At 62.5% G+C, this 24,772-nt stretch carries 30 protein-coding genes; 14 read left to right on the top strand and 16 right to left on the bottom strand.

What is annotated here, in order from left to right; genetic code table 11:
* Nucleotides 1-60: 60 nt before the first annotated feature.
* The 6 genes from BMX59_RS17150 to tusD form a co-directional block, all read right to left on the bottom strand.
* Nucleotides 61-1,056 (bottom strand): glutathione S-transferase family protein, encoded by a 996-nt coding sequence (locus tag BMX59_RS17150; protein ID WP_093123809.1) that lies wholly within the window; start codon nucleotides 1,054-1,056, stop codon nucleotides 61-63.
* 88 nt (nucleotides 1,057-1,144) lie between these two features.
* Nucleotides 1,145-2,146, bottom strand: a complete 1,002-nt coding sequence (locus tag BMX59_RS17145; protein ID WP_092245107.1) for a glycosyl transferase family protein — start codon at nucleotides 2,144-2,146, stop codon at nucleotides 1,145-1,147.
* Nucleotides 2,143-2,478, bottom strand: coding sequence for a TusE/DsrC/DsvC family sulfur relay protein (locus tag BMX59_RS17140; protein WP_093123803.1), 336 nt, complete (start codon nucleotides 2,476-2,478; stop codon nucleotides 2,143-2,145). Before BMX59_RS17140 ends, BMX59_RS17145 begins: the two co-directional genes overlap by 4 nt.
* Nucleotides 2,475-2,753 carry a sulfurtransferase complex subunit TusB gene (gene tusB / locus BMX59_RS17135; protein WP_071491882.1) on the bottom strand — a complete coding sequence of 93 codons (279 nt, stop codon included), beginning with the start codon at nucleotides 2,751-2,753 and terminating at the stop codon, nucleotides 2,475-2,477. Before tusB ends, BMX59_RS17140 begins: the two co-directional genes overlap by 4 nt.
* The gene (gene tusC, locus BMX59_RS17130; RefSeq protein WP_071491881.1) at nucleotides 2,753-3,103 is read right to left on the bottom strand and encodes a sulfurtransferase complex subunit TusC; all 351 of its coding nucleotides are present in this window, start codon (nucleotides 3,101-3,103) and stop codon (nucleotides 2,753-2,755) included. The genes tusB and tusC overlap by 1 nt, the downstream gene beginning before the upstream one ends.
* Before the next feature lies 1 nt (nucleotide 3,104).
* The gene (gene tusD, locus BMX59_RS17125; protein ID WP_093123798.1) at nucleotides 3,105-3,497 is read right to left on the bottom strand and encodes a sulfurtransferase complex subunit TusD; all 393 of its coding nucleotides are present in this window, start codon (nucleotides 3,495-3,497) and stop codon (nucleotides 3,105-3,107) included.
* Between the two features lie 157 nt (nucleotides 3,498-3,654).
* Here tusD and BMX59_RS17120 point away from each other — a divergent pair, with 157 nt between their 5' ends.
* Nucleotides 3,655-4,818, top strand: coding sequence for a CaiB/BaiF CoA transferase family protein (locus BMX59_RS17120; protein WP_093123794.1), 1,164 nt, complete (start codon nucleotides 3,655-3,657; stop codon nucleotides 4,816-4,818).
* Nucleotides 4,819-4,909: 91 nt separating this feature from the next.
* Here the strand turns inward: BMX59_RS17120 and BMX59_RS17115 are convergent, their stop codons facing one another.
* Complete coding sequence (locus BMX59_RS17115) at nucleotides 4,910-5,404, bottom strand: SprT family zinc-dependent metalloprotease (protein ID WP_071492040.1); 495 nt, start codon at nucleotides 5,402-5,404, stop codon at nucleotides 4,910-4,912.
* 127 nt (nucleotides 5,405-5,531) lie between these two features.
* Nucleotides 5,532-6,134: a Yip1 family protein gene (locus BMX59_RS17110; RefSeq protein ID WP_058425452.1), complete on the bottom strand. Its 603-nt coding sequence runs from the start codon at nucleotides 6,132-6,134 to the stop codon at nucleotides 5,532-5,534.
* A gap of 270 nt (nucleotides 6,135-6,404) precedes the next feature.
* Between BMX59_RS17110 and ttcA the strand changes: the two genes are divergently transcribed.
* Both ttcA and BMX59_RS17100 read left to right on the top strand, forming a co-directional pair.
* Nucleotides 6,405-7,229, top strand: a complete 825-nt coding sequence (ttcA, locus tag BMX59_RS17105; protein ID WP_058425451.1) for a tRNA 2-thiocytidine(32) synthetase TtcA — start codon at nucleotides 6,405-6,407, stop codon at nucleotides 7,227-7,229.
* A gap of 67 nt (nucleotides 7,230-7,296) precedes the next feature.
* A complete protein-coding gene (locus tag BMX59_RS17100; protein WP_071491878.1) occupies nucleotides 7,297-7,968 on the top strand; it encodes a DNA-3-methyladenine glycosylase I in 672 nt (223 codons plus the stop codon).
* A 94-nt stretch (nucleotides 7,969-8,062) separates the two neighbouring features.
* On the opposite strand, the gene BMX59_RS17095 is transcribed toward BMX59_RS17100, so the two are convergent.
* Genes BMX59_RS17095 through arsC form a run of 3 tightly spaced genes read right to left on the bottom strand, consistent with a single transcriptional unit; the run spans nucleotide 8,063 to nucleotide 9,418 of the window.
* On the bottom strand, nucleotides 8,063-8,470 hold the full coding sequence (locus BMX59_RS17095; RefSeq protein WP_071491877.1) for a DUF2069 domain-containing protein: 408 nt from the start codon (nucleotides 8,468-8,470) through the stop codon (nucleotides 8,063-8,065).
* On the bottom strand, nucleotides 8,454-9,068 hold the full coding sequence (gene wrbA / locus BMX59_RS17090) for an NAD(P)H:quinone oxidoreductase (RefSeq protein WP_071491876.1): 615 nt from the start codon (nucleotides 9,066-9,068) through the stop codon (nucleotides 8,454-8,456). Before wrbA ends, BMX59_RS17095 begins: the two co-directional genes overlap by 17 nt.
* A complete protein-coding gene (gene arsC / locus BMX59_RS17085; protein WP_092245120.1) occupies nucleotides 9,065-9,418 on the bottom strand; it encodes an arsenate reductase (glutaredoxin) in 354 nt (117 codons plus the stop codon). The genes wrbA and arsC overlap by 4 nt, the downstream gene beginning before the upstream one ends.
* A 115-nt stretch (nucleotides 9,419-9,533) precedes the next feature.
* Here arsC and BMX59_RS17080 point away from each other — a divergent pair, with 115 nt between their 5' ends.
* The gene (locus tag BMX59_RS17080) at nucleotides 9,534-9,995 is read left to right on the top strand and encodes a TlpA disulfide reductase family protein (RefSeq protein WP_071491874.1); all 462 of its coding nucleotides are present in this window, start codon (nucleotides 9,534-9,536) and stop codon (nucleotides 9,993-9,995) included.
* 140 nt (nucleotides 9,996-10,135) lie between these two features.
* Here the strand turns inward: BMX59_RS17080 and BMX59_RS17075 are convergent, their stop codons facing one another.
* From BMX59_RS17075 to BMX59_RS17060, 4 genes are all read right to left on the bottom strand, one after another.
* Nucleotides 10,136-10,540, bottom strand: a complete 405-nt coding sequence (locus BMX59_RS17075; protein ID WP_093123788.1) for an META domain-containing protein — start codon at nucleotides 10,538-10,540, stop codon at nucleotides 10,136-10,138.
* Nucleotides 10,537-10,977 carry a hypothetical protein gene (locus BMX59_RS17070; protein ID WP_071491872.1) on the bottom strand — a complete coding sequence of 147 codons (441 nt, stop codon included), beginning with the start codon at nucleotides 10,975-10,977 and terminating at the stop codon, nucleotides 10,537-10,539. The genes BMX59_RS17075 and BMX59_RS17070 overlap by 4 nt, the downstream gene beginning before the upstream one ends.
* A 71-nt stretch (nucleotides 10,978-11,048) precedes the next feature.
* Entirely contained in the window at nucleotides 11,049-12,038 is a 990-nt protein-coding gene (locus tag BMX59_RS17065; protein ID WP_092245123.1) for a 2-hydroxyacid dehydrogenase, read from the bottom strand.
* 152 nt (nucleotides 12,039-12,190) lie between these two features.
* Nucleotides 12,191-14,944: a response regulator gene (locus tag BMX59_RS17060; protein ID WP_092245126.1), complete on the bottom strand. Its 2,754-nt coding sequence runs from the start codon at nucleotides 14,942-14,944 to the stop codon at nucleotides 12,191-12,193.
* Between the two features lie 205 nt (nucleotides 14,945-15,149).
* On the opposite strand from BMX59_RS17060, the gene BMX59_RS17055 reads away from it, so the two are divergent.
* Together BMX59_RS17055 and BMX59_RS17050 are read left to right on the top strand one after the other, a co-directional pair.
* Nucleotides 15,150-15,878 (top strand): response regulator transcription factor, encoded by a 729-nt coding sequence (locus tag BMX59_RS17055; RefSeq protein WP_093123780.1) that lies wholly within the window; start codon nucleotides 15,150-15,152, stop codon nucleotides 15,876-15,878.
* The gene (locus tag BMX59_RS17050) at nucleotides 15,865-17,235 is read left to right on the top strand and encodes a sensor histidine kinase (RefSeq protein WP_093123776.1); all 1,371 of its coding nucleotides are present in this window, start codon (nucleotides 15,865-15,867) and stop codon (nucleotides 17,233-17,235) included. Before BMX59_RS17055 ends, BMX59_RS17050 begins: the two co-directional genes overlap by 14 nt.
* Here BMX59_RS17050 and BMX59_RS17045 read toward each other — a convergent pair.
* Nucleotides 17,232-17,747 carry a DUF2062 domain-containing protein gene (locus BMX59_RS17045; protein WP_093123771.1) on the bottom strand — a complete coding sequence of 172 codons (516 nt, stop codon included), beginning with the start codon at nucleotides 17,745-17,747 and terminating at the stop codon, nucleotides 17,232-17,234. The two genes, BMX59_RS17050 and BMX59_RS17045, sit on opposite strands and share 4 nt — an antisense overlap.
* Nucleotides 17,748-17,882: 135 nt before the next feature.
* Here BMX59_RS17045 and BMX59_RS17040 point away from each other — a divergent pair, with 135 nt between their 5' ends.
* The 8 genes from BMX59_RS17040 (at nucleotide 17,883) to murB (ending at nucleotide 24,713) form a co-directional block, all read left to right on the top strand.
* Nucleotides 17,883-20,108: a DNA internalization-related competence protein ComEC/Rec2 gene (locus BMX59_RS17040; RefSeq protein ID WP_256572973.1), complete on the top strand. Its 2,226-nt coding sequence runs from the start codon at nucleotides 17,883-17,885 to the stop codon at nucleotides 20,106-20,108.
* 83 nt (nucleotides 20,109-20,191) lie between these two features.
* Nucleotides 20,192-20,827, top strand: coding sequence for a MotA/TolQ/ExbB proton channel family protein (locus BMX59_RS17035; protein ID WP_058425437.1), 636 nt, complete (start codon nucleotides 20,192-20,194; stop codon nucleotides 20,825-20,827).
* On the top strand, nucleotides 20,824-21,252 hold the full coding sequence (locus BMX59_RS17030; RefSeq protein ID WP_058425436.1) for an ExbD/TolR family protein: 429 nt from the start codon (nucleotides 20,824-20,826) through the stop codon (nucleotides 21,250-21,252). The genes BMX59_RS17035 and BMX59_RS17030 overlap by 4 nt, the downstream gene beginning before the upstream one ends.
* Nucleotides 21,252-22,262 carry a tetraacyldisaccharide 4'-kinase gene (lpxK, locus tag BMX59_RS17025; RefSeq protein ID WP_093123764.1) on the top strand — a complete coding sequence of 337 codons (1,011 nt, stop codon included), beginning with the start codon at nucleotides 21,252-21,254 and terminating at the stop codon, nucleotides 22,260-22,262. The genes BMX59_RS17030 and lpxK overlap by 1 nt, the downstream gene beginning before the upstream one ends.
* Before the next feature lie 24 nt (nucleotides 22,263-22,286).
* A complete protein-coding gene (locus BMX59_RS17020; protein WP_003174668.1) occupies nucleotides 22,287-22,472 on the top strand; it encodes a Trm112 family protein in 186 nt (61 codons plus the stop codon).
* Complete coding sequence (kdsB, locus tag BMX59_RS17015) at nucleotides 22,469-23,233, top strand: 3-deoxy-manno-octulosonate cytidylyltransferase (RefSeq protein ID WP_092245144.1); 765 nt, start codon at nucleotides 22,469-22,471, stop codon at nucleotides 23,231-23,233. The genes BMX59_RS17020 and kdsB overlap by 4 nt, the downstream gene beginning before the upstream one ends.
* Entirely contained in the window at nucleotides 23,233-23,697 is a 465-nt protein-coding gene (locus BMX59_RS17010) for a low molecular weight protein-tyrosine-phosphatase (RefSeq protein ID WP_071491863.1), read from the top strand. Before kdsB ends, BMX59_RS17010 begins: the two co-directional genes overlap by 1 nt.
* On the top strand, nucleotides 23,694-24,713 hold the full coding sequence (murB, locus tag BMX59_RS17005; protein ID WP_093123761.1) for a UDP-N-acetylmuramate dehydrogenase: 1,020 nt from the start codon (nucleotides 23,694-23,696) through the stop codon (nucleotides 24,711-24,713). The genes BMX59_RS17010 and murB overlap by 4 nt, the downstream gene beginning before the upstream one ends.
* Nucleotides 24,714-24,772: the final 59 nt, after the last annotated feature.

The following is a 24,772-nucleotide window of genomic DNA, read 5'->3' as shown; positions in this document are numbered from 1 at the left end:
TTCCTGTGTGGGAGAGGGCTTGCCCCCGATGAGGCCCTAAAAGCCAGCCAATACGTCGGATCAGTTCCACACGCCTTTGCCAATCAATTGCTTCCGATCGTGCGGTTCATCAAACCCCTGCAACGGCCCCTTCGGCACAATCCCCGTCGGGTTGATCGTGCGATGGCTGGCATAGTAATGCCCCTTGATGTGTTCGAAATCGACCGTCTCGGCCACCCCCGGCCACTGGTACATCTCCCTCAACCAATTCGACAGGTTCGGGTAATCCGCAATCCTGCGCAAATTGCATTTGAAGTGGCTGTAATACACCGCATCAAAGCGAATCAGCGTGGTGAAGAGCCGTACATCCGCCTCCGTCAGGTAATCGCCAGCCAGGTAACGATGGTCGCCCAAGTGCTGTTCCAGATGATCCAGCTCGGCAAATACATCATCAAACGCGCGTTCATACGCCTGCTGTGAGGTGGCGAAGCCTGCGCGGTACACGCCGTTGTTCACCGCCGGGTAAATGCGCTCGTTCAAGGCGTCGATAGTTGCGCGCAGCGGCTCAGGGTAGAAATCCAGGGTGTTGCCGGTCAATTCATTGAAGGCGCTGTTGAACATGCGGATGATCTCCGCCGACTCATTGCTCACGATGCGCTGCAGCTTTTTGTCCCACAGCACCGGCACGGTGACGCGCCCGGTGTAATCGGCGGTGTCGGCGGTATAACGCTGGTGCATGAAGGCTAAGTCGTCGAGTTTGTCGCCGGTCGAGCCATGGGCCTTGTCGAAGGTCCAGCCATTTTCCAGCATCAACCAACTGACCACGGACACGTCTATCAGGCTTTCCAGGCCCTTGAGCTTGCGCAGGATCAGCGTGCGGTGAGCCCAGGGGCAGGCCAGGGAGACATAGAGGTGGTAGCGGCCGGCCTCGGCTGTGAAGCCGCCTTCGCCACTCGGGCCTGGCGCGCCGTCGGCGGTGACCCAGTGGCGGCGTTGCGCCTGTTCGCGCTGGAACGCGCCGTCCGCGCTACTTTCGTACCACTGGTCTTTCCAGTGCCCTTCGATCAGCAAACCCATGACTGGCTCCTTGGCTAATAAGCGTTGGAGCCCAGTCTAAAGGGATGAGTTCGAACTAAAAGCGCAAAGACCGGGGGTTAATCATCGATTAAATCGATTTGTCCCGTGCGATCCAGTATTGCCGGGCCAGTTCAAAGGCCTGCTCCCGTGGGTGACCCAGGCCACGCAAGGCCAGGGCCATGGTGGCGATCAGTGCCAATTGCGGGTAGCTGTCCTCGATGTCGCCGCGCCACACGGCTTTCAAGTGCTCGGGGTCGAGGGTGGCCGGCTTGACGTGGCGTTGGGCGGAGAGGGCGGGCCATTCTTCGTCCCAGCTTTCGCCGCCGGTGGTGCCGTACAGATGGCTGAGGGTGTCGGGGTTGATCTCGACCTCGCCGCCATCGCCCTTGACCACAATCACATTGTCGCCGAGCAGGCCGCTGGCATCGCGGTGCACGCCTTGGTAACCGGGATGGAAAATGCTTTGCAGCCCCAATCGCGCATTCAGCGGATTGAGCAGGCGCGCCAGGGAATGGATCGGCGAGCGCAAGCCCAGGGTGTTGCGCAGGTCGATCATGCGTTGCAACTGCGGCGCCCAGTCACCCAGCGGGATAAAGGCCAGGTTGCCTTTTGCATAGGCAGCCTCGACCTGCTGCCAGTTGCGGCACAAGGGAATCTGCAAACCCCCCAGCAATTGCTCGGTATACAGCCGTCCCGCCGTGTGGGCGCCGCCGCCGTGCATGAGGATGCGCACGCCGTTTTGCGCCAGGCACTTGGCCGCCAGCAGGTACCACGGCAGGTGGCGTTTCTTGCCGGCGTAGGTCGGCCAGTCGACATCCACGTTCAGTGCCGGGGCATCCAGGCGTTCGCGCACGGCTTCGGTGAAACCGGCCAGTTCTTCCGGGCTTTCTTCCTTGTGGCGCAGCAGCATCAGGAAGGCGCCGAGCTGGGTGTCCTCGACTTTTTCGTCGAGCAGCATGCCCATGGCTTCGCGGGCCTCCTCACGGGTGAGGTTGCGCGCACCGCGCTTGCCTTTGCCCAGGATGCGCACGAATGGTGCAAACGGGTGCTCGGCAGGGGTTTGGAGAGTCAGCGGGGCAAAGTCGGTCATAAGCAATTCGTCGGCCTGGGCAGGCCCGCCAGCTTGGCGGCGAGTTTGGCGGGAGTGCCGTTGAACAGTTTGTTGAGGTGCAGGCTGTTGCCCTTTTCCGGGCCCAGCTTCAAGGCGGTGTACTTGATCAGCGGGCGCGTGGCCGGGGACAGCTGGAATTCGCTGTAGAACTGGCGCAAGAGCGTGAGGATTTCCCAATGGTCCGCGGTCAACGCCAGGGGTTCGGCGGCGGCCAGGGCGTTGGCGACTTCCTCGGACCAGGCGTTCAGGTCGACCAGATAGCCGTCCTTGTCCAGTTCCAGGGTGCGTGTGCCTACGGTCAGGGTGTTCATAGCCAGCTGTTGACCTTGTCGTAGTCGAGCGACAACTGCACGAAACCCGGGTAATCGACGCTGTCGGCCCAGTCGGGCAAGGGCAGGTTGCGCGCCTGCATGTCTTCGGCCAGCACAAACACCTTCACGCCTTTGGTTTGCAGCGCCGCGTTGTGCAGCCCATAGGCGCCGTCGCCGCAGAGCAGGATGGCGTCATTAACGCCACAGATACGCAGGCAGCTGTCCAGGCGGCTATCGGTAAACGGGGAGTGGGAAACCACATGTAGAGTCGACATCAGAGGGTTATCACCTGGTCGTAACGGTCAATCAACTGGGAGATCGCAGCGCTGTCCAGCGGCTGTGCGCTGGCGGGCGTCGTGAGGCCGCGTTCGGCCAGGCTATGGTGGCAGGCGAATACCTCGTCGATACCGAACAGGCCCAGCGCCTGCAGGTTGGCGCCGAGGTCCTTCTGCTGCACGGCCTTGGCGTCCTGATGTGGTGCCAGTTGGAACACACCGTCGTCGAGGAACAGCAGGCCGATGGGCAGATCGAAGGCACCGCCAGCCAGCACGATGTCCAGTGCTTCGCGTGCGCCCGGGCCAGACCAAGGTGCCTGGCGGCTGATCACCAATAGGGATTTGGACATGTCACGGCCCTCCAAAACAGATCAGGCGATCGGCGGCCTGGGCGGCGTCGTGCAATTGCCCCAGGCCCGACAGCTCCCACGGCGCATCAAGGTTGACTGCACTGCGTTGATAACGCGTGGCTTCCTCCTCGTTGAGCACGCCACGACGCAAGGCAGCGGCGATGCACACCACGCTGTCGAGTTGGTGCGCGCTGACAAACTCACGCCATTGGCGAGCGATGTCCTGCTCATCCTGGGGCGCAACAACCGAATTGGACGCGCTGTACACGCCGTCCTGGTAGAAAAACAGCCGCACAATCTCATGCCCGCCGGCCAGTGCCGCCCGGGCAAACAGCAGGGCGCGGCGCGAGGAGGGCGCGTGGGCGGCACAAAACACTGCAATCGCAAACTTCATGGAACACTCTGCAAGCAAACGTGGGCCAATGATAAAGCCGCCGCCGCGAAAAAGCCCGCCGTGATCAAAACGGTCACTGTCGGTGACCGTTCCGGCGATTGCCGACCGGCGCAAGGCTGCCTAGTCTGTGGGCATTCAAAACCGAAATGGAGTGCCCATGTCAGGTCCCTTGGCGTCCCTCAAAGTGCTGGATTTTTCCACCTTGCTGCCTGGCCCGTTTGCGTCGCTGTTGCTGGCAGACATGGGCGCCGAGGTGCTGCGTATCGAATCACCCACGCGCATGGACCTGTTGCGCGTACTGCCACCCCACGACCAGGGCACGTCGGCCAGCCACGCCTACCTCAACCGCAACAAGCGCAGCCTGGCGCTGGACCTCAAGCAGGCCGAGGCGCTGGAGATCGTACGGGCGCTGGTCAAGGAATACGACATCCTGCTTGAACAATTCCGCCCTGGGGTGATGGAGCGACTGGGGTTGGGGTATGAGGCATTGAAGGCGATCAACCCCCGGCTGATATATGTATCGATCACCGGTTATGGCCAGACTGGCCCGTACAGGGACCGCGCCGGGCACGACATCAATTACCTGGCGCTGGCCGGGGTGGCCAGCTACACCGGGCGCCGGGACAGCGGCCCGTTGCCACTGGGCGTACAACTGGCGGATGTGGGCGGCGGGTCGCTGCATGCGGTAGTGGGGCTGCTCGCGGCGGTCATCGCCCGGCAGCAGAGCGGGGTAGGCCAGTACCTGGATGTGAGCATGACCGACTGCTCGTTCAGCCTGAACGCCATGGCGGGTGCGGGCTTCCTGGCGTGCGATGTCGAGCCTGAACGCGAAAGCCATGTGCTGAACGGTGGCAGTTTTTACGATTATTACCGCTCGCGGGATGGGCGTTGGATGTCGGTCGGCAGTCTGGAGCCTGGGTTTATGCAGCAACTCTGTGACGCGCTGGGACGGCCGGAGTTGGCGGCGCTGGGCCTGTCGCCCACACTCAAGCAGGCGCTGCAGGTTGAATTCGAGAAACGTAGCTTTGATGAGTTGTGTGAGTTGTTTGCCGGGGTGGATGCGTGTGTGGAGCCGGTGTTGAGCCTGAGTGAAGCGGTGCAACATCCGCAGTTAAGGGCGCGGGCGTTGGTCAGTCAGGTGCCCAGGGGGGATGGCTCGAGCCAGGCGCAGATTGCCTGCCCGTTGAAGTTCTCGGAGGGGTTGCCAGCGCCCAGGCATATAGGCGCTGCTGTGGGGGCGCACAGTGATGAGGTGCTGGCGGAGTTGGGGTTCAGTGTTCAGCGCATACAGGATCTGCGGCGGACCAAGGTAGTAGGGTGACTGGACCGACGCAATCGGGAGCAAGCTCCCTCCCACACTCGATAGGCGGCGTGGTCAACAGGTGGGAGGGGGCTTGCCCCCGATGAGGCCCTCATTCCACCCGGGTTTCACCGGTAAACACCAGCGTCTGCCGGCACCGCCTGCACAAATACCTTCGGCCCTGAGCCACCATGCCATGGCGCTGGGGCGAGAACGGAAAGTCACTGTCCGCGCACGGGCACTTGTAGATATAGCGGGTCACCTGGCGGCGCTTCACGGCATAGGTGTGGCAACGGTCCGGCGGCAGTTCGTAGACCCCGCGCATGATCAATTGCCATTCCTCGCCATGGGGCTGGATGCGTTCACCAAACAACTGGTGGGCAATCAGGTGCGCCACTTCATGGGCTACGGTCTGCTTGAGGAAATGTTGGCTGTTTTCTCGGTACAACTGTGGGTTGAAGCGCAGCAGGTTCTCGTGCAAATGCGCGACACCGGCCTTCTGGCCCCGCAGCTTGAGGCTGACCTGGGGACGTTTGAAGCTTCGTTTGAAAAAGGATTCGGCTAGCAGGAAACAATCTTCGACGCGGGTATTGAGTTGCTCGGGCATGCTGTACATATCTCCAGAGACGCCCAGTATGCCGCAAAGCTGGGTGTTTCCGAATCTGTCAGGCGCCGAATGGTCATGCATGATGCACAAAGCCACCTTGCGGTGGCTTTGCCCACGGTTCATCTGCTCAGTTGGTATAGATCGGGCCTACGCCCAAGCCCCAGACAATCACGGTAAAGGCCATGATCGCCACCAGCACCACCAGCCCCACGGCCAGTATGGAACTGGAAAACAGGAAGCCTTCATCCGGATCAATGTTCATAAAGGTCGGCACACCTACATAAAGCAGGTACACCGTGTAGCAGATGGCCGCCGTGCCTACCACCATGCCCAGCCACATATGTGGATAGAGCGCCGCCAGCCCGCCGATGAACAGTGGCGTGGCGGTGTAGGTGGCAAACGCCACGCAGCGGGCCATGCTCGGGTTGGCGTCATAGGTACGCGCCATCCAGTGAATGAATGCACCCATCACCGCCACGCCGGCGAGCATCGCGGCGTAGGACATGATGGTCATCCACAGTGCGCTTTCCTGAGTCAGCATCACTGGCGCGCGGTTGCCGATGACCCAGCCGACCTGGGTGGTACCGATAAACGCGGAAACGGCGGGAATCGCCGCGAGAATCAGGGTGTGAGTGAGGTACATGTGGCCGATGCTTTCTTCTTTATCGCCACGGATTTCCCGCCATTCCTGGTCGGGATGGGTAAAAAGCCCCACGACGTGATGGATCATGCCAGTCACTCCTGTCGTTATTGCCATCGCCCCCCATCGGAGCGCCCACGAGCCAAATGGCCTCAAAGGTCCTGGATAGCTGTGCGACCTCTTGTCGCAGTATAGGAAGGGATGACCGGAATAACTGTAGGGCCTTTAGAGCAAATTGCGCTGTAAACGTTGGGGTTAATCGCAGATTGGAATGCAGCCCCCTCCCACATTGGAACTCGGTGATTCTTATCGGTAAAATGCTGGGCTTTTCGTCACACACCTCCAGCGGATCCAAGCGCCATGGGCACTCTTACGGTCAACCAGAACAAACTGCAAAAACGCCTGCGTCGCCTGGCCGGTGAAGCGGTCGCCGATTTCAATATGATCGAGGACGGCGACAAGGTCATGGTCTGCCTCTCCGGCGGCAAAGACAGCTACACCATGCTCGACGTGCTGTTGCACCTGCAAAAGGTCGCACCGATCAAGTTCGAGATCGTCGCCGTCAACATGGACCAGAAACAACCGGGCTTCCCTGAGCATGTGCTGCCGGCCTACCTCAAGGAACTGGGCATCGAGTACCACATCGTCGAGAAAGACACCTACTCGGTGGTCAAGGAACTGATCCCGGAAGGCAAGACCACCTGCTCGCTGTGTTCGCGCCTGCGCCGTGGCACGCTGTACACCTTCGCCGATGAGATTGGCGCGACCAAGATGGCCCTGGGGCATCATCGCGACGATATCGTCGAGACCTTCTTCCTGAATATGTTCTTCAACGGCTCGCTCAAGGCCATGCCGCCCAAGCTGCGTGCCGATGACGGGCGCAACGTGGTGATCCGCCCGCTGGCGTATTGCAACGAGAAAGACATCCAGGCTTACTCCGACTTCAAGCAATTCCCGATCATCCCGTGCAACCTGTGTGGCTCCCAGGAGAACCTGCAGCGCCAGGTGGTCAAGGAAATGCTGCTGGACTGGGAGCGCAAGACCCCGGGCCGCACCGAAAGCATCTTCCGCAGCCTGCAGAACGTTATCCCCTCACAGTTGGCCGACCGCAACCTGTTCGACTTCACCAGCCTGAAAATCGATGAGACCGCCGCGTCGCGCTTCGTCAATGTTGTGAACCTCTGAGCCCATTCAAGGCTCTGACACACGGCGCTCGCGGGCGCCGTTTTCCATTCAATTGCCAGGAGAGGGCATGCGCGATTACAAGTGGCTGCACGAATATTGTCTGAACCGCTTCGGTTCGGCGGCCGAGCTGGAAGCCCACCTGCCTGTGCCCAAGACTGCGGCGCAATTACGCAAGATCAGTGATGATCGCTACCTGTCGACCCTGGCGTTGCGCGTGTTTCGTGCAGGCTTGAAGCACAGCGTGGTGGACGCCAAGTGGCCGGCGTTCGAAAAGGTGTTTTTCGGCTTCGATCCGGAAAAAGTCGTACTGATGGGCGCCGAGCACCTGGAGCGGCTGATGCAGGACACCAGCATCATCCGCCATCTGGGCAAGCTCAAGAGCGTGCCGCGCAATGCGCAGATGATCCTGGATATCGAGCAGGAGAAGGGCAGCTTCGGCGCGTTTATCGCCGATTGGCCGGTGACCGACATTGTCGGCTTGTGGAAGTACCTGAGCAAACACGGCCACCAGCTCGGCGGGTTGTCAGCGCCGCGCTTTTTACGCATGGTCGGCAAGGATACCTTTGTGCCGAGTTATGACGTAGTGGCGGCGTTGAACGCGCAGAAGATCGTCGACAAGGCGCCGACCAGCCTGCGCGACCTGGCGACGGTGCAGGGCGCGTTCAACCAGTGGCACGCCGAGAGTGGACGGCCGATGTGCCAGTTGTCGATGATGTTGGCGTACACCGTCAACCATTGAGGCCGGGATGATGCCATCGGGGGCAAGCCCCCTCCCACATTGGATAGGCGGCGCGGTAACAGTGTGGGAGGGGGCTTGCCCCCGATGAGGGGCTTCAGGCCGCTGCCAACCGCCGGTTCAACTGATGCCGCCAGCGCACATACAACAGTGCCGTGCAAAACACCGCCAGGCTCGCCAGCATCTCCAGCACCCCGAACCACTGCCGGTTCGGGTCATACGCCGCCAGCGCGCCCTTGATGAAATACAGGTTCACCACAAAGCACATCCATGAGTGCCCGCGCGCGCTGCCCAGCAGCATGCCTGGCGCCAGCACCAGCAAGGGCACCAGTTCGATCAGCAGGATCACCCACGGCCGTGCGCCGTGCAGATCAGCAACGAACAGGTAGTACACGCACAGCAACCCCACCAGGCCAAAAAACGCCAGCAGGCTCAGCGCGCGAGCAATTCTGACCCGTGGCTCCAACCACGCCTGGGGCGGCAGGACCTTAGGCTTCCTGGCCACGACCGCCCTCCAGCAGGGTGGCGGTGTTCGCCAGGCGTAGCCCCAGGGCGCGGCACAGGGCGATCTCATGCTGGTCGAGCATGCGCTTGCCGTCCGGCCCGGCGTGATGGCTGGCACCATAGGGCGTGCCGCCGCCCTGGGTATCGAGCAAGGCCTGTTCGCTGTAGGGCAGGCCGGTGATCAGCATGCCGTGGTGCAGCAACGGCAGCAGCATCGACATCAGCGTGGTTTCCTGGCCGCCGTGCAGGCTGGCCGTGGAGGTAAACACCCCGGCCGGCTTGCCGACGAGGGCGCCGGTGAGCCACAGGTTGCTGGTGCCGTCGATGAAGTACTTGAGCGGCGCGGCCATGTTGCCGAAGCGGGTCGGGCTGCCCAGGGCCAGGCCGGAGCAGTGTTTCAGGTCGTCGAGGCTGGCATACAGCGCGCCTTCCTCCGGAATGCTCGGTGCCACGGCTTCGCACTCGGTGGAGATCGCCGGCACGGTGCGCAAGCGTGCCTCCATCCCGCCTTGCTCGATGCCCCGGGCAATCTGCCGGGCCATTTCGCTGACCGAGCCATTGCGGCTGTAATACAGCACCAGCACATACGGCGACGTCACGGCAGGATCTCCAGTACGTTTTCCGGCGGCCGGCCGATGACGGCTTTGTCGGCGGTTTCCAGGATCGGGCGTTCCATCAATTTCGGGTGATCGGCAATGGCGGCGATCAACTGGGCTTCGCTGAGGCTGGCGTCGGCCAGGTTCAGGGTTTTGTATTCATCTTCGCCGGTGCGCAGCAGTTGGCGCGCGCTGATACCCAGCTTGCCGAGCAGCGCCTTGAGTTGCGCGGCGTCCAGCGGGGTTTCCAGGTAGCGTACGACGGTGGGGGTGAGGCCACGGGCCTCCAGCAGCTCCAGCGCACCGCGGGATTTCGAGCAGCGCGGGTTGTGATAAAGCGTCAGATCGGTCATGTGCGGGTCGCATCTTGCGTAAGGTGGCGGGTATTCTACCCGTGCAGCGACCTGTCCTTAAACCGTAAGAGGCGATAGGCCGCAGCCAACGTTCATTTTTGCGAAGGATTACCCCATGACAAGGCGACTGATCGGTGCATTGGCGATCATCACAACCCTGCTGCTCAGCGGCTGCGGTAACGATTACGGCGTTGACCAATTTGGCAAGAAGGTGGCGTCCGAACGCTTGGACAAGCAGTGGCTGGTGGTCAATTACTGGGCCGAATGGTGTGGTCCGTGCCGCACGGAAATCCCCGAGCTCAATGCCTTGGCCGAACAGTTGAAGGCGCAGAACGTGGGCGTGTTCGGGGTCAACTTCGACAATGTCCAGGGCGAAGAGCTGAAAGCCGCCAGCGACAAGCTGGGCATCAAGTTCACGGTGCTGGCGCAGAACCCGGAAGAGATTTTCGATATTCCACGCAGCGAAGCGTTGCCGGTGACCTACATCATCGATGACAAGGGCAAGGTGCGCGAGACGTTGATGGGCGAGCAGACGGCGGAAGGCGTGCTGGCCAGGCTCAAGGCCTTGCGCGGCTAGGGGCTACCCGGAATCAAATGTGGGAGGGGGCTTGCCCCCGATAGCTGTGTGTCAGTCACTCCATCAGTTGACTGTTACACCGCCATCGGGGGCAAGCCCCCTCCCACATTTAGCTTCCATCAATCCATGGATTGGGAAAATCAGCCTTCTTCGAGCCACAGGCGGATCGGTTTGCCCTCGGCCGGCCAGAACCGGGTCTGCTCGATCGGCGAGATATCCCAGCGCTGCACGCCTTGCAGGGCCTGGAAGAAGCGGTGTTCCTGTTCCATCAACGCTTCGGCGCAGAGTTTGCGGGTGCTGCCGATCTGGCCGAAGCTGAGCTTTTGACCGTCGACGGTGTAGGGCGCGAACCAATGGTTGCAGCCGCCGTTGCCATAGGCGCGACCATCGGCGCCGAGGGTGACGGTCAGGTGCGCGTAATCCATCAGCGGCCGCTCGCCAATCCATTCCACCACGTAGCTGTGATCCTGTTTGAGCTTGACCGCGTCGCCGGCACAGCCGGTCAGGCCCGCCCCGAGGGCGGCGAGCAGAAACAGGCCTCTCATTGCGCAGCCTTCTGGCATTTCGGGCAGCGGTGCTTGTCGCCCTCGCTGGTCCAGCCCAACTCGGCGATCCGCGCATTGGCGGCCGGTTGCAGCGGTTCTTTGGTCAGCTTGGTTTCCACCGCAAACTCGAAGTCCAACACGGCGTCGCAGCTGTCGCAGTTGACCTTCCAGGTGTGAATCTCCAACTCCCCGAACTTCGGCCCCTGGGCCATGGCGACCCACTGGCCCGCCGGGCGGATGGAGTAGCGCGCGTCACCTTCGACGGTGAGGCGCATCGACAGGGTTTTACTGCCGCGCAGGGAGACGATCAGAACGTCGCCATGCTTGATCGAGCCACCGTTGCCGGTGACCTGGTAACGGCCCGGCACCAGGGCGCGGCATTCGATCAGGGTGTGTTGCGGGCTCAGCAAACTGAAGCGGAAATCGTGTTCGGCCATGGATCCTCCAAATAGGCGCGGCATCCTATCACGGGTGCTGGCTCATCATGAGCCTGGTATGTAACCACTGATCATCCTTCGACGAGGTTCTGTGCCCGGCCATCGGCCCAGGCGGCAATGTTGGCCAACGTCGTGCCGGCGATGGCGGCCAGGGCCTCGCGGGTCAGAAACGCCTGGTGGGCAGTGATGATCACGTTAGGGAAGGTCAGCAGGCGTGCGAGCACGTCGTCCTGCAAGGGCAGATCAGAGCGGTCCTCGAAAAACAACTGCGCTTCTTCCTCATAGACATCCAGACCGAGGTAGCCGAGCTGGCCGTCCTTGAGCGCCTTGATCAGCGCCGGGGTGTCGACCAGCCCACCGCGACCGGTGTTGATCAGCATCGCACCCGGTTGCATCTGCGCCAGGGAGCGGGCGTTGATCAGGTGTTTGCTGTCGGCGGTGAGCGGGCAGTGCAGGCTGATGATCTGCGCCTGGGCCAGCAGTTCGGGCAGGCTCACGTACTGCGCGCCCAGGGCCTGGACCTGCGGGTTGGGGAAGGGGTCGTAGGCCAGCAGCCGGCAGCCGAAGCCGGCCATGATGTTGGCGAAGGTGGCGCCGATCTGTCCGGTGCCGACCACGCCGACGGTCTTGCCCACCAGGTCGAAACCGGTGAGGCCATGCAGGCTGAAATCGCCGTCGCGGGTACGGTTGCAGGCGCGGGGCAGGCGGCGGTTGAGGGCGAGGATCAGCGCGACGGCGTGTTCGGCCACCGCATGGGGCGAGTAGGCCGGTACGCGCACGATGGTCAGGCCCAGGCGCTTGGCGGCGGCCAGGTCCACATGGTTGTAGCCCGCCGAGCGCAGGGCGATCAACCGCGTGCCGCCCTTGGCCAACTGCTCCAGCACCGGGGCGCTGAGGTCATCGTTGATAAAGGCGCAGACTACCTCGTGATGTTCGGCCAGGGCCACGGTGTCGAGGTTGAGCCGGGCGGGCTGGAATTGCAGCTCCAGGCCTACGGGCAACGGTTCGCCGAGAAAGCTGTCGCGGTCGTAGGTTTGGCTGCTGAATAGAATCACGCGCATCAAAAGGCTCCCCGCAATTAATCAGTTGGAAACGCTGGACAACTGTGGGAGGGGGCTTGCCCCCGATTAGGGTGTGTCAGCTACAGATGCTTCGACTGATACGACGCTATCGGGGCAAGCCCCCTCCCACAGCTGATCGGCGTCAAAGTCTCTCAGGCGCTGACCCGCGCCTCGCTGGCCAGCCGTGCAATCGCCATGTCCAGTTCGTCCAGCGCATGCATGGCCTTGGCGTCATCCTGCTTGAGCAGGGTTTCGGCACGGTGGCAGGCGGCGCGCAGTTGCGGTACGCCACAGTAACGGGTGGCGCCGTGCAGACGATGCACCCGTTCAATGAGGGCGTTGTTGTCGTTGGCGTCACGGGCAATGGTGATGGCGAGTCGGTCGGCTTCCAGGGAGGCAAGCAACATGGCGAGCATGTCTGCTGCCAAATCAGCCTTGCCGGCCGCCAGGCGCAGACCTTCCTCGTGATCGAGCACCGGAAATTGCACGCCAGGGCCGAGGTTGTCGGTCGCGCGCTCCGGCCCCTGATTGCGCAGGGCCAGGCCGGTCCATTTCAACACCACCTGGGCCAGTTGGCGTTCGCTGATGGGTTTGGTCAGGTAGTCGTCCATGCCGCTTTGCAGCAAGGCGCGTTTTTCGTTGGCCATGGCGTGGGCGGTGAGGGCGACTACCGGCAATGGCGTGCCGCTGCGTTCGCTTTCCCACTGGCGGATCGCCTCGGTGCTTTGGCGGCCGTCCATGCCGGGCATTTGCACATCCATCAGCACCAGGTCGAAGGTGTCCTGCTTCACCGCGTCGATGGCCGCATAACCGCTTTCCACGGCGCGTACCCGGGCGCCCATGTCTTCCAGCAGGGTCTGGACCAGCAACAGGTTCGCCGGGTTGTCATCCACACACAGTACACGCGGTGCCCGGCTGGACAAGGGTTCGCCGGGTTCGCTGCGCGTGGGGCGCGGGCTGATCAGGTCGGACAAGGCACGCCGCAATTTGCGCGTACAGGCCGGCTTGGCCTGCAATTGGCTGTTGGGATTGGGTACGGACTGATTGAACAGCATCTGTTCGGTGGTGGGGCACAGCACCAGCACTTTGCAGCCCAGGTGTTCGAGGTCCCACAGGTGCTGGTTGAGGCGCTCGGGCGGGATGTCGTTGGCAGTAACACCAAGGACCGCAAGGTCAATGGCTTGCTCGGTCTGGTGGGCACTGGTAATGCCGTTGGTCAGGCTTTCCAGGCTGGTGAACGGCGTGACGTCCAGGCCGCAGTCTTCCAATTGGTGTTGCAGCGCCTGGCGTGCCAATTCGTGGTTTTCCAGCAAGGCGACACGATGGCCCAGCAGGGGCGCCGACGGCAGGTCTTCCACGTCGTCGCGGGTCTTGGGCAGGTTGAGGCTGATCCAGAACTCCGAGCCTTCGCCCGGCGTGCTGTCGACGCCGATTTCGCCGCCCATCTGTTCGATCAGGCGCTTGGAAATCACCAGGCCCAAGCCCGTGCCGCCGGGTTGGCGCGACAGTGAGTTGTCAGCCTGGCTGAAGGCCTGGAACAGGGCACGCACGTCCTGGTTGGACAGGCCGATGCCGGTGTCCTGCACGCTGATGCGCAATTGCACGCTGTCTTCCTGCTCGTCCTCGATCATCGCTCGCGCCACGATGGTGCCTTCGCGGGTGAACTTGATCGCGTTGCTGATCAGGTTGGTGAGGATCTGCTTGAGGCGCAGCGGGTCGCCGACCAATGCCAGCGGCGTGTCGCGGTAGACCAGGCTGACAAGTTCGAGCTGTTTGGCATGGGCGGCGGGGGCGAGGATGGTCAGGGTGTCTTGCAGCAAGTCCCGCAGGTTGAACGGAATGCTGTCGAGGACCAGCTTGCCGGCTTCGATTTTCGAGAAGTCGAGGATCTCGTTGATGATGCCCAGCAGGTTGTCGGCGGATTTTTCGATGGTGCCCAGGTAGTCGAGTTGACGCGGGGTCAGCTCGCTCTTTTGCAGCAAGTGGGTAAACCCCAGGATGCCGTTGAGCGGCGTGCGGATCTCATGGCTCATGTTGGCCAGGAACTCCGACTTGATGCGACTGGCCTCCAGCGCCTCCTTGCGCGCCAGGTCCAGCTCGATGTTCTGGATCTCGATGGTTTCCAGGTTCTGGCGTACGTCTTCGGTGGCCTGGTCGATGCTGTGTTGCAGTTCTTCCTGGGCGTTCTGCAGGGTCTCGGCCATGCGGTTGATGCCAGAGGCGAGCTGGTCCAGTTCCTGGCTGCCCAGGGGCGGCAGGCGGGTTTCCAGGTTGCCGTCCTTGAGCTGGGCCACGGCTTGCTTGATCTGGCCGATCGGCGCGTTGATGGTGCGGCTGATGCGCAGCGCCAGTGCCGCGGTGCAGATCAGGCCGATGGCGATCAGCAGCAGGCTGGCGAACAGGCTGCGGTAGCCACGCAGCAACATGCCATTGTGGGACAGTTCCACCTCGACCCAGCCCAGCAGGCGGTCGGCTTCATCCGGGATCAGGTCGCCGGCGAGGTTGCGATGGCGGCCAAACACCGGCAGCAGGTAGCGCGTGGCGTCATTGCCGGTGCGTTGCAACAGGTGTGAGCTGTTGCCGATGGGTGCCTGGTTGAGCATGGTCGGGCCGGCGTGGGCGAGGGTCGCACGGTCCGGGCTGAGGAACGACACGGTGCGCACGTCCGGCTGCTCCAGGGACTGGGTGGCGATGCGCTCCAGCAGGTCGGTGTTGCGTGCACTCAAGGCGGGCGCCACCAGTGGCGCCAACTGCTCGGCGATCATTTCGCCACGTTGCAGCAACTGGGTCTGCAGTTCCGACAACTGCATCCAGGTGAAATAGCCGCCCAGCAACGAAGCCATCAGGCTGGTCGGTAATAAGGTCAGCAACAGTACGCGGCCTTTTATCCCCATTCTTGTCAGCACGCCACTCTCCTGCTACCACATTGATATCGACGATTCACACGGGCATCCGGCCCGCGCCACCTGCGCAGTGTAGCCATTTGCGCAGCGTGGAATCTTGCAAATTAATGACATACGGCAATCTTCGCGCCATTCGGCGCCCGGTGGCGATTGCCTGTGGCGGGGTAATCTTGAATAATCAGCCATTGAGAATGACTTGCAGATACTAATGAATCCCGCAGCAATTGGCCTACCCAGTATCCTGACTATTGAAGATGACCCCGTGCTGGGCGCTTATGTCCATGAGCACCTGGGCCGCTGTGGTTTCCACGTGACCTGGTGCCAGAATGGCCAGCAGGGCCTGCAGATGGCGCGCGAGCAGGCCTTTGACGTGGTGTTGATGGATATCCTGTTGCCGGGGATGGACGGCCTGTCGATCCTCACTCATCTGCGCCAGAGCCATTCGATCCCGGTGATCCTGATGTCTGCACTGGGCGCCGAAGCCGATCGCATCAGTGGTTTTCGCCTGGGGGCCGATGACTATCTGCCCAAGCCGTTCAGCATGATCGAGCTGCGCGTACGCATCGAAGCCATCCTGCGCCGGGTGGCCCTCGACCGGCGTCCGCTGCCGATCTCGGCGCCGGTGCACGACGATGCCCGCACCCTGCGTTTCGATGATGAACGGTGTGATGTCTTCCATCTTGACCACTGGGCCGGCTTGACCCGCAGCGAATTCCGCCTGCTGGAAACCCTGCATCGCAACAGCGAAGAAGTCCTCAGCAAACCTTTCCTGTACCAGCATGTGCTGCAACGCGGTTATGCGCCCCATGACCGCAGCCTCGACATGCATATCAGCCAGATCCGCCGCAAGCTCAAGGCGATCAACTACACCGAGCGCGAAGTGCGCACGGTGTGGGGCAAGGGCTATGTGCTGAGCGGTCACGATGACGGGCTTTGAACGCCCCTTGAAACGGCTGCCGGGCCGGCACTCGTTATTCTGGAAGCTGGCCTGCCTGCTGATCGCCTTTTGCTTGCTGATGATCTGGCTCAGTTGGTCCTGGGGCCGCTACATGGAGCAGAAGAACGCCTACCTGTCCGATGAGGCGCGAGTCACCTTGAGTGGTTATGCGGTCGCGGCTGAGCAGGCGTGGAGTCGCGATGGCAGTGTCGGCGTCGACGCTTGGCTGCAGGCGATGGGCAAGCGTGAAAGTACCTGGATAGGCGTGATCGGCAATGACCTGCAATCGTTGAGCAGCATCCCGCTGAGCGACAACGAAAGCCAGCGACTGACCTTTCTGCGTGGGTTGGATTGGCCGGTGAGCCGGCATGTCAAAGGCCTGCCATGGCTGAAGATCCCGTTTCCGACCGACCCCCATGCGGGGTCGCTGGTGATCGAGTTACCCCAGCGCTTTATGCCGGGGCGCTACCAACTGTTCTGGCGAGTGGTGACCAACGGGGTGATTCCCGGCCTGTTTACCCTGTTGCTGTGCATCGGCCTGTATCGGCTGCTGATCATGCCCCTCAATCAACTGCGCGAGCAGGCCAATGCCTGGCGCGCCGATCAGTTGAATACGCGGTTGTCCCACGACGCCACCAGTCGCCAGGATGAGTTGGGCGAACTGGGGCGAGCGTTCGACCATATGTCCGAGCGTTTGCAGGGCACCGTGGTGTTGCAGCAACAGTTGCTGCGAGACATGTCCCATGAGCTGCGCACCCCGCTGAGTCGACTGCGAGTGGCCTGTGACAGTGAGCAAGACCTGACGCAGCTGCGCGAGCGGCTCGGCCGTGAAATCGACGCGATGCAACGCCTGGTGGAAGACAGCCTGCAACTGGCCTGGCTCGACACCGAACGGGCGCCGCTGCCCCAGGAAGCTATCCAGCTTCAAGCGCTGTGGGACATGTTGCGCGAAAACGCCTGCTATGAGAGCGACTGGCCAGCGTCGCGGCTGCCATGCCTGCTGGGGGTGGACTGCTGGGTGCGAGGCAACCTGAATGCGTTGGCCCAGGCTTTGGAAAACATCTTGCGCAACGCTATCCGCCATTCACCGTCGGGCGGTGTGGTCAGCCTGGACGGGCGTCGCGAAGGTGATTGTTGGCATGTCTGGCTGGAGGATCAGGGCGGCGGGATCGATGAAGGGGATCTGGAACGGATCTTCGCGCCTTTTACTCGCCTGGACGGTTCACGCCCCGGCGATGGCGGCTTCGGACTGGGCCTGAGCATCGCCCGCAACGCCGTGCAGCGCCAGGACGGCAGCCTGTGGGCGGAAAATACCGGGCAAGGCCTGCGCGTGCACCTGCGCTTGCGGGCCTGCTAATCGCGACGCTGTTTGCGCTTTTTCCACTGGTGGGCCACCCACCAGCGCCAGTAGCCCATGGTCAGGCAATAGGCGAGCGCGCCCAGCACCAGCCCCAACACCACTGAACCCAGCAGGAACGGCTGCCACAAGGTGCTCAGTTGGCCACTGATCCATTCCCAGGTCAGATCGTCGGGCAGGCTGCGCGGTGGCACGTTCATCAGCCAGGCGCCGGTCATGTAGGTGCAGATAAAGACCACCGGCATGGTGATCGGGTTGGTCAGCCACACCAGGCTGACGGCGATGGGCATGTTGCCGCGCACGGTGATCGCCAGGACCGCGGCTAACAGCATCTGCAAGGGGATTGGGATAAACGCGGCGAACAAACCCACGGCCATTGCGCGTGCGACCGAGTGTCGGTTCAGGTGCCAGAGGTTCGGGTCATGCAGCAACGTGCCGAGAAACTGTAATGACTTATGTTCCCTGATACTCGTGGGATCGGGCATGTACCGTTTGAATAAGCGCCGGGGCATAAGGGATCCAGGTCAGTTCGAGGGGCAAGTATGCCCGCATTCTATAAACAGAAAATTCAGACTTTGTGACAAAACATCATAGGCCGCCCTGGGCATCCGGCTAAGACTGAGTGGATCACTTGAAAAGGATGATTCATGAGGACAGGGATGTGCGCGTTTGCGCTGGGGCTGCTGGCCCTGCGTTTTTTGCCGGCGTTGCCGCCTATGGGATGGCTGGTTGCCTGGCCGGTGCTGGCGTTGATGTTGTTGCCGTTTCGTACCTACCCACTGGCGTTTTTCCTGCTGGGGCTGAGTTGGGCATGCCTCAGCGCACAGTGGGCGCTGGATGATCGTCTGATGCCTGCCCTGGATGGCCAGACGCGCTGGCTGGAGGGCCGGGTGATCGGGTTGCCGCGACAGACGGGCGAAGGTGTGCGCTTCGAACTGGCCGATAGCCGGTCGCGCAATGCCCGCTTACCCAAACGCATCCGCGTGTCCTGGCGTGGCGGGCCGCCGGTGCGCAGCGGTGAACGTTGGCGCCTGGCGGTTACCCTCAAGCGTCCGACCGGGTTGCTGAATTTCCACGGGTTTGATCAGGAAGCCTGGCTGTTGGCCCAGCGCATCGGCGCCACGGGCTCGGTCAAGGATGGCGAGCGCCTGGCGCCAGCCCGCAATGCCTGGCGCGACAGCGTGCGTCAGCGCCTGCTGGCGGTGGATGCCCAAGGCCGGGAAGCAGGCCTGGTTGCCCTGGTACTGGGCGACGGCTCAGGGTTGGCCGCTGCCGACTGGCACGTGTTGCAGGACACGGGCACCGTGCATCTGCTGGTCATTTCCGGCCAGCACATCGGTTTGCTGGCGGGTTTGATCTATGGGCTGATCGCCGGGTTGGCCCGCTACGGTTGCTGGCCGCGAACCTGGCCGTGGTTGCCCTGGGCGTGTGGCCTGGCGTTCAGCGCTGCGTTGGGCTACGGCTGGCTCGCAGGGTTTGGCGTGCCGGTGCAACGGGCTTGTGTGATGGTCGGGTTGGTGTTGGTGTGGCGGCTGCGCTTCCGGCATCTGGGGCTGTGGTGGCCGTTGCTGCTGGCGCTCAACGGGGTGCTGGTGCTGGAGCCGTTGGCCAGTTTGCAGCCCGGGTTCTGGTTGTCGTTTGCGGCGGTGGCGGTGCTGATTCTGGCGTTTGGTGGGCGGTTGGGGCCGTGGAGCCTGTGGCAGGCATGGACCCGACCGCAGTGGCTGATTGCCATTGGGCTGTTTCCGGTGTTGTTGGTGTTGGGACTGCCCATCAGCCTGAGCGCACCGCTGGCCAACCTCGTGGCTGTGCCGTGGATCAGCCTGGTGGTGTTGCCGCTGGCGCTATCGGGGACCGCATTGCTGCCATTGCCATTTATTGGCGAAGGTCTTCTGTGGCTGGCGGGCGGCGCTCTGGATGGTTTGTTCAGGGGGCTGGCGTGGCTCGCCGGACACATGCCGGCGTGGATTCCGGCGCAAGTACCATTGGGTTACTGGCTGGTGAGTCTGCTGGGTGTCGTGTTGCTACTGCTGCCCAAGGGCGTGCCGTTTCGCGTATTAGGCTGGCCGATGCTGTTGCTGGCGGTGTACCCTCCGCGGGCGATGGTGCCCCACGGGCAGATGGAGGTGGTGCAGTTGGACGTGGGGCAGGGGCAGTCGCTGATTCTGCGCACGCGCCACCATGCATTGCTTTACGACGCCGGACCGCGTACCGGAACCTTTGATCTGGGCGCGCGCGTGGTGCTGCCGTCGTTACGAAAACTCGGGGTGAGGGCATTGGACCTGATGCTGCTCAGCCACGCCGATGCGGATCATGCCGGCGGCGCGGCGGCGATTGCCACGGGCATACCGATCAAGCGCGTGGTGGGCGGGGAAACCGATGGGCTGCCGGCATTTATCGGTACGCAACCTTGCGTCAGCGGTGAGCGATGGACCTGGGACGGGGTAACGTTCGAACTCTGGCAGTGGCCTGGAGCTATCAGTGGTAACGCAAAGTCCTGCGTGTTGCAGGTGCAGGCCAATGGCGAGCGCCTGTTGCTGACCGGCGACATCGACCGCGAAGCCGAACAGGCCATGCTCGCGTCGCCTCTGGCGGTGCCCACCGAGTGGCTGCAAGCGCCCCACCATGGCAGTCGCAGCTCTTCGTCCTGGGCGTTTGTCGAGCGGCTCTCCCCCCGTAATGTGCTGATCTCGCGGGCGCGCGGCAATGCGTTCGGCCATCCCCATCCGCAGGTGCTGGAACGTTACCAGCGGCTCGGCAGCCAAGTGTATGACAGCGCCGAGCAGGGGGCCGTGCGTGTGCAACTGGGAGCATTCGCGCCACCGGTCGTTGCGCGCAGTCAACGCAGGTTCTGGCGCGAGCGCTTACCCTAGGGGTTCAAGGCCTCGGCGGATGGGGTCTGTAGCCGACGCACCTATATGGTAAAGTGGCGCACTTTTTCGAGGGGACATTCACTGTGTGGGAATTGGTCAAATCCGGCGGCTGGATGATGTTGCCGATCATCATGAGCTCCATCGCCGCACTCGGCATCGTCGCCGAACGCTTGTGGACCCTGCGCGCCAGCCGCGTGACCCCCGAGCATCTGCTGGGGCAGGTCTGGGGCTGGATCAAGAACAAGCAACTGGACAAGGAAAAGCTCAAGGAACTGCGCGCCAACTCCCCGTTGGGTGAGATCCTTGCCGCAGGCCTGGCCAATTCCAAGCATGGTCGCGAGATCATGAAGGAGTGCATCGAAGAGGCCGCCGCCCGTGTCATTCATGAACTGGAGCGCTACATCAACGCCCTCGGCACCATCGCCGCCATGGCGCCATTGCTCGGCTTGCTCGGCACGGTGTTGGGCATGATCGACATTTTCAGTTCGTTCATGGGCTCCGGCATGACCACCAACGCGGCCGTGCTGGCCGGTGGTATCTCCAAGGCACTGATCACTACGGCGGCCGGCCTTATGGTGGGTATTCCTTCGGTGTTCTTCCACCGTTTCCTGCAACGCCGCATTGATGAGCTGGTGGTGGGCATGGAGCAGGAAGCCATCAAGTTGGTGGAAGTGGTGCAGGGCGACCGCGACGTGGATCTGGTTGGGGGCAAAGCGTGAAATTTCGCCGCAAGCAACGGGAAAATGTCGATATCAACCTCGCGTCGCTGATCGACGTGGTGTTTATCCTGCTGCTGTTTTTTGTCGTCACCACGACTTTCACCCGGCAAACCGAGCTGCGCGTCGACCTGCCGGAAGCCGTGAGCGGTTCGCCGGCCGAAGACCAGCAAGTCAAGCAACTGGACATCGCCATCAGCGCCGACGGGGTGTTTTCGGTGAATAACCAATTGCTGGAGAAAAACGACCTTGCCAGCTTGATGGAAGCCTTGCAGAAAGAGTCCGGCGGCGACACGCAGTTGCCGCTGTCCATCAGTGCCGATGGCAAGACCCAGCACCAGGCTGTGATCACCGCGATGGACGCTGCCGGCAAGCTCGGTTTCAGCCACTTGCGCATGAGTACCGTCGAGGCGGCGAGCCAACCCTGATGGCCATGTCCGATCGTTTGCTCAAGGCCTGGTACGAGGGCCACCCGGCACTTTCGCTACTGCGGCCGCTGGAGTCCCTGTATCGCCGGGTGGTGCAGCGCAAGCGCGCACGGTTCCTGGCGGGAGAGGGTGATATTTACCAATCGCCGGTGCCGGTGGTGGTGGTCGGTAATATTACCGTGGGCGGCACCGGCAAGACGCCGTTGATCCTGTGGTTGATCGAACACTGTCGGCGCAGCGGCTTGCGTGTGGGTGTGGTCAGTCGCGGTTATGGCGCCAAGCCACCACAGTTGCCGTGGCGGGTCGAAGCCAGCCACAGCGCCGAGGTGGCGGGTGACGAACCGTTATTGATCGTGCAGCGCTGCGGCGTACCTTTGATGATCGATCCCGATCGCAGCCGTGCGGTCAAGGCGCTGCTGGCCAGCGACACTCTGGACCTGATCCTCTCCGACGACGGCCTGCAGCATTACCGCCTGGCCCGCGACCTTGAACTGGTGCTGATCGATGCCGCCCGTGGCCTGGGCAACCGTCGCTGCCTGCCGGCGGGGCCGTTGCGCGAACCGGTGGAGCGGCTGCAGAGTGTCGATGCGTTGCTGTACAACGGCGCCGCTGGTGACCGCGAGGACGGCTTTGCCTTTCGTTTGCAGCCTACTGCACTGGTCAACCTGCAAACCGGCGAGCGCCGGCCAGTGGATCATTTTGCGGCGGGCCAGCAGGTGCATGCGGTCGCCGGCATCGGCAACCCGCAACGTTTCTTCAATACCCTTGAAACGCTACACTGGCAGCCGATACCCCATGGGTTTGCCGACCACGCGACTTACAGTGCCGAGGTCCTGAATTTTACGCCGTCATTGCCGCTGGTCATGACCGAGAAGGACGCGGTGAAGTGCCGCGCCTTCGCCCAGCCCGACTGGTGGTACCTTGCGGTGGATGCGCTGCCGTCGCCGGCGTTCGTCGCCTGGCTCGACACGCAGCTGATGCGTCTGTTGCCTGCCCGTCTTTTGCCTTAAACCGCTTTTTTCCAGGAAACACTCATGGACACCAAACTGCTCGACATCCTCGCTTGCCCGATCTGCAAAGGCCCGCTCAAACTCAGCGCCGACAAAACCGAGCTGATCAGCAAAGGCGCCGGCCTGGCGTACCCGATCCGTGATGGCATCCCGGTGATGCTGGAAAGCGAAGCCCGTACCCTGACCACCGATGAGCGCCTGGATAAATGACCACCGCCTTTACCGTTGTCATTCCCTCCCGCTATGCGTCGACCCGCCTGCCGGGCAAGCCGCTGCAACTGATCGGCAACAAGCCGATGATCCAACTGGTGTGGGAGCAGGCCTGCAAAAGCAGCGCCGAGCGCGTAGTGGTGGCCACCGATGACCCACGCATCATCGAGGCCTGCAAAGGCTTCGGCGCCGAGGCGGTGCTGACGCGTGAAGACCATAACTCCGGCACCGACCGCCTGGCTGAAGTGGCCACAAAGCTCGGCCTGGCGCCCGACGCCATCGTGGTCAACGTGCAAGGTGACGAACCGTTGATCCCGCCCGGCGTTATCGACCAGGTGGCCGCCAACCTGGCCGCCCATGGCGAAGCGCGCATGGCGACCCTGGCTGAGCCGATCGAAGACGTCGAGACCCTGTTCAATCCGAATGTGGTCAAGGTGGTCAGCGATATCAACGGCCTGGCGCTGACGTTCAGCCGTTCGACCCTGCCGTGGGCACGCGATGCGTTTGCCAAGCAACCGGATGTACTGCCGGAAGGCGTGCCGTATCGCCGTCACATCGGCATTTATGCCTACCGCGCCGGTTTCCTGCATGACTTCGTCAGTTGGGGCCCGTGCTGGCTGGAAAACACCGAATCCCTGGAGCAACTGCGGGCGCTGTGGCACGGCGTGCGCATCCACGTGGGCGATGCACTGGAAGCGCCGCCGGCTGGTGTCGACACTCCCGAAGACCTTGAGCGCGTCCGTCGCCTGCTGGGGGCCTGATGGAGGTTTTGTTTGTCTGCCTGGGCAATATCTGCCGCTCGCCCACCGCAGAAGGCGTGCTGCGCCACAAACTGCGCGAAGCGGGGCTGACTGGGCAGGTCGATGTCGCGTCCGCCGGCACCGGTGAGTGGCATGTCGGCAACCCGCCGGACCAGCGCAGCCAGCGTGCGGCGTTGGCCCGCGGCTACGATCTGTCGGCCCAGCGTGCCCGGCAGGTCTCCCGCGCAGACTTTGCGCGCTATGACCTGATCCTGGCCATGGATCACAGCAACCTGCGCAACCTCAAGGCGATGCAGCCGGGGCAGGGCAAGGCGGAGCTGGACCTGTTCCTGCGCCGTTACGATGCCGAAGTGGACGAAGTGCCAGATCCGTACTACGAAGGTGAACAGGGCTTCGAACGGGTCCTGGACCTGATCGAGCAGGCCTGTGATTTATTGGTGATCGAATTGAAGGGGCGGTTATGACCTTGCAGGTGCTTGCGCAGGTATCGCTCAAGCCATTCAACAGTTTTGGCATTGATGTGCATGCCCAGCTGTTCGCCGAGGCCCACAGCGACAGCGATGTGCGTGAGGCCCTCACCTATTCCACCGCACACAATGTGCCGTTGCTGGTGATCGGCGGCGGTAGCAACCTGTTGCTGACCCAGGACATTCCGGCGCTGGTGCTGCGCATGGCCACCCAGGGCATTCGTGTGCTGCACGACGACGGCCTGCACGTGGTGGTCGAGGCCGAGGCGGGCGAAGCCTGGCACCCCTTCGTGCTGTGGACCCTGGACCAAGGTTTCTGTGGCCTGGAAAACCTCAGCCTGATCCCCGGCACCGTCGGCGCCGCGCCCATGCAGAACATCGGTGCCTACGGTGTCGAGATCAAGGATGTATTCGCTGGCCTGACCGCCCTGGACCGCTGCACCGGCGAACTGCGCGACTTCAGCCTTGAGGAGTGCAACTTTGCCTACCGTGACAGCCTGTTCAAGCACGAGACCGGGCGCTGGCTGATCCTGCGCGTGCGCTTCGCCCTCAGCCGCGCCAGCCACCTGAAACTCGACTACGGCCCGGTGCAGCAGCGCCTGGCGGCGCAGGGGATCACCGAGGCGACGCCGAGCGACGTCAGCCGCGCCATTTGCAGCATCCGCCGCGAAAAACTGCCGGATCCGGCGGAGCTTGGCAATGCCGGCAGCTTCTTCAAGAACCCGTTGGTCTCCCAGGTGCTGGCGGCTGAGCTGCAGGCGCTGTATCCGGACCTGGTGGCCTACCCGCAACCTGACGGGCAGATGAAGCTCGCCGCCGGCTGGCTGATCGACAAGGCCGGCTGGAAGGGCTTCCGTGAGGGGGACGCCGGCGTGCACAAACTGCAGGCGCTGGTGCTGGTCAACTATGGCGCCGCCTCGGGGCATGACATTGCCAACCTGGCCCGCCGCATTCAGCGAGACATTCTGGAGCGCTTCAAGGTCGATCTGGAAATGGAACCCAACCAGTACTGATCTTCTGAAAACAAAAATGCCCCGCATCTTTCGATGCGGGGCATTTTTATTGAGGCAAG

Origin of the sequence: Pseudomonas sp. NFR09, assembly GCF_900111535.1 — a bacterium.
GTDB lineage: Bacteria > Pseudomonadota > Gammaproteobacteria > Pseudomonadales > Pseudomonadaceae > Aquipseudomonas > Aquipseudomonas extremorientalis.
This window is presented reverse-complemented; position numbering and strand designations above follow the sequence as displayed.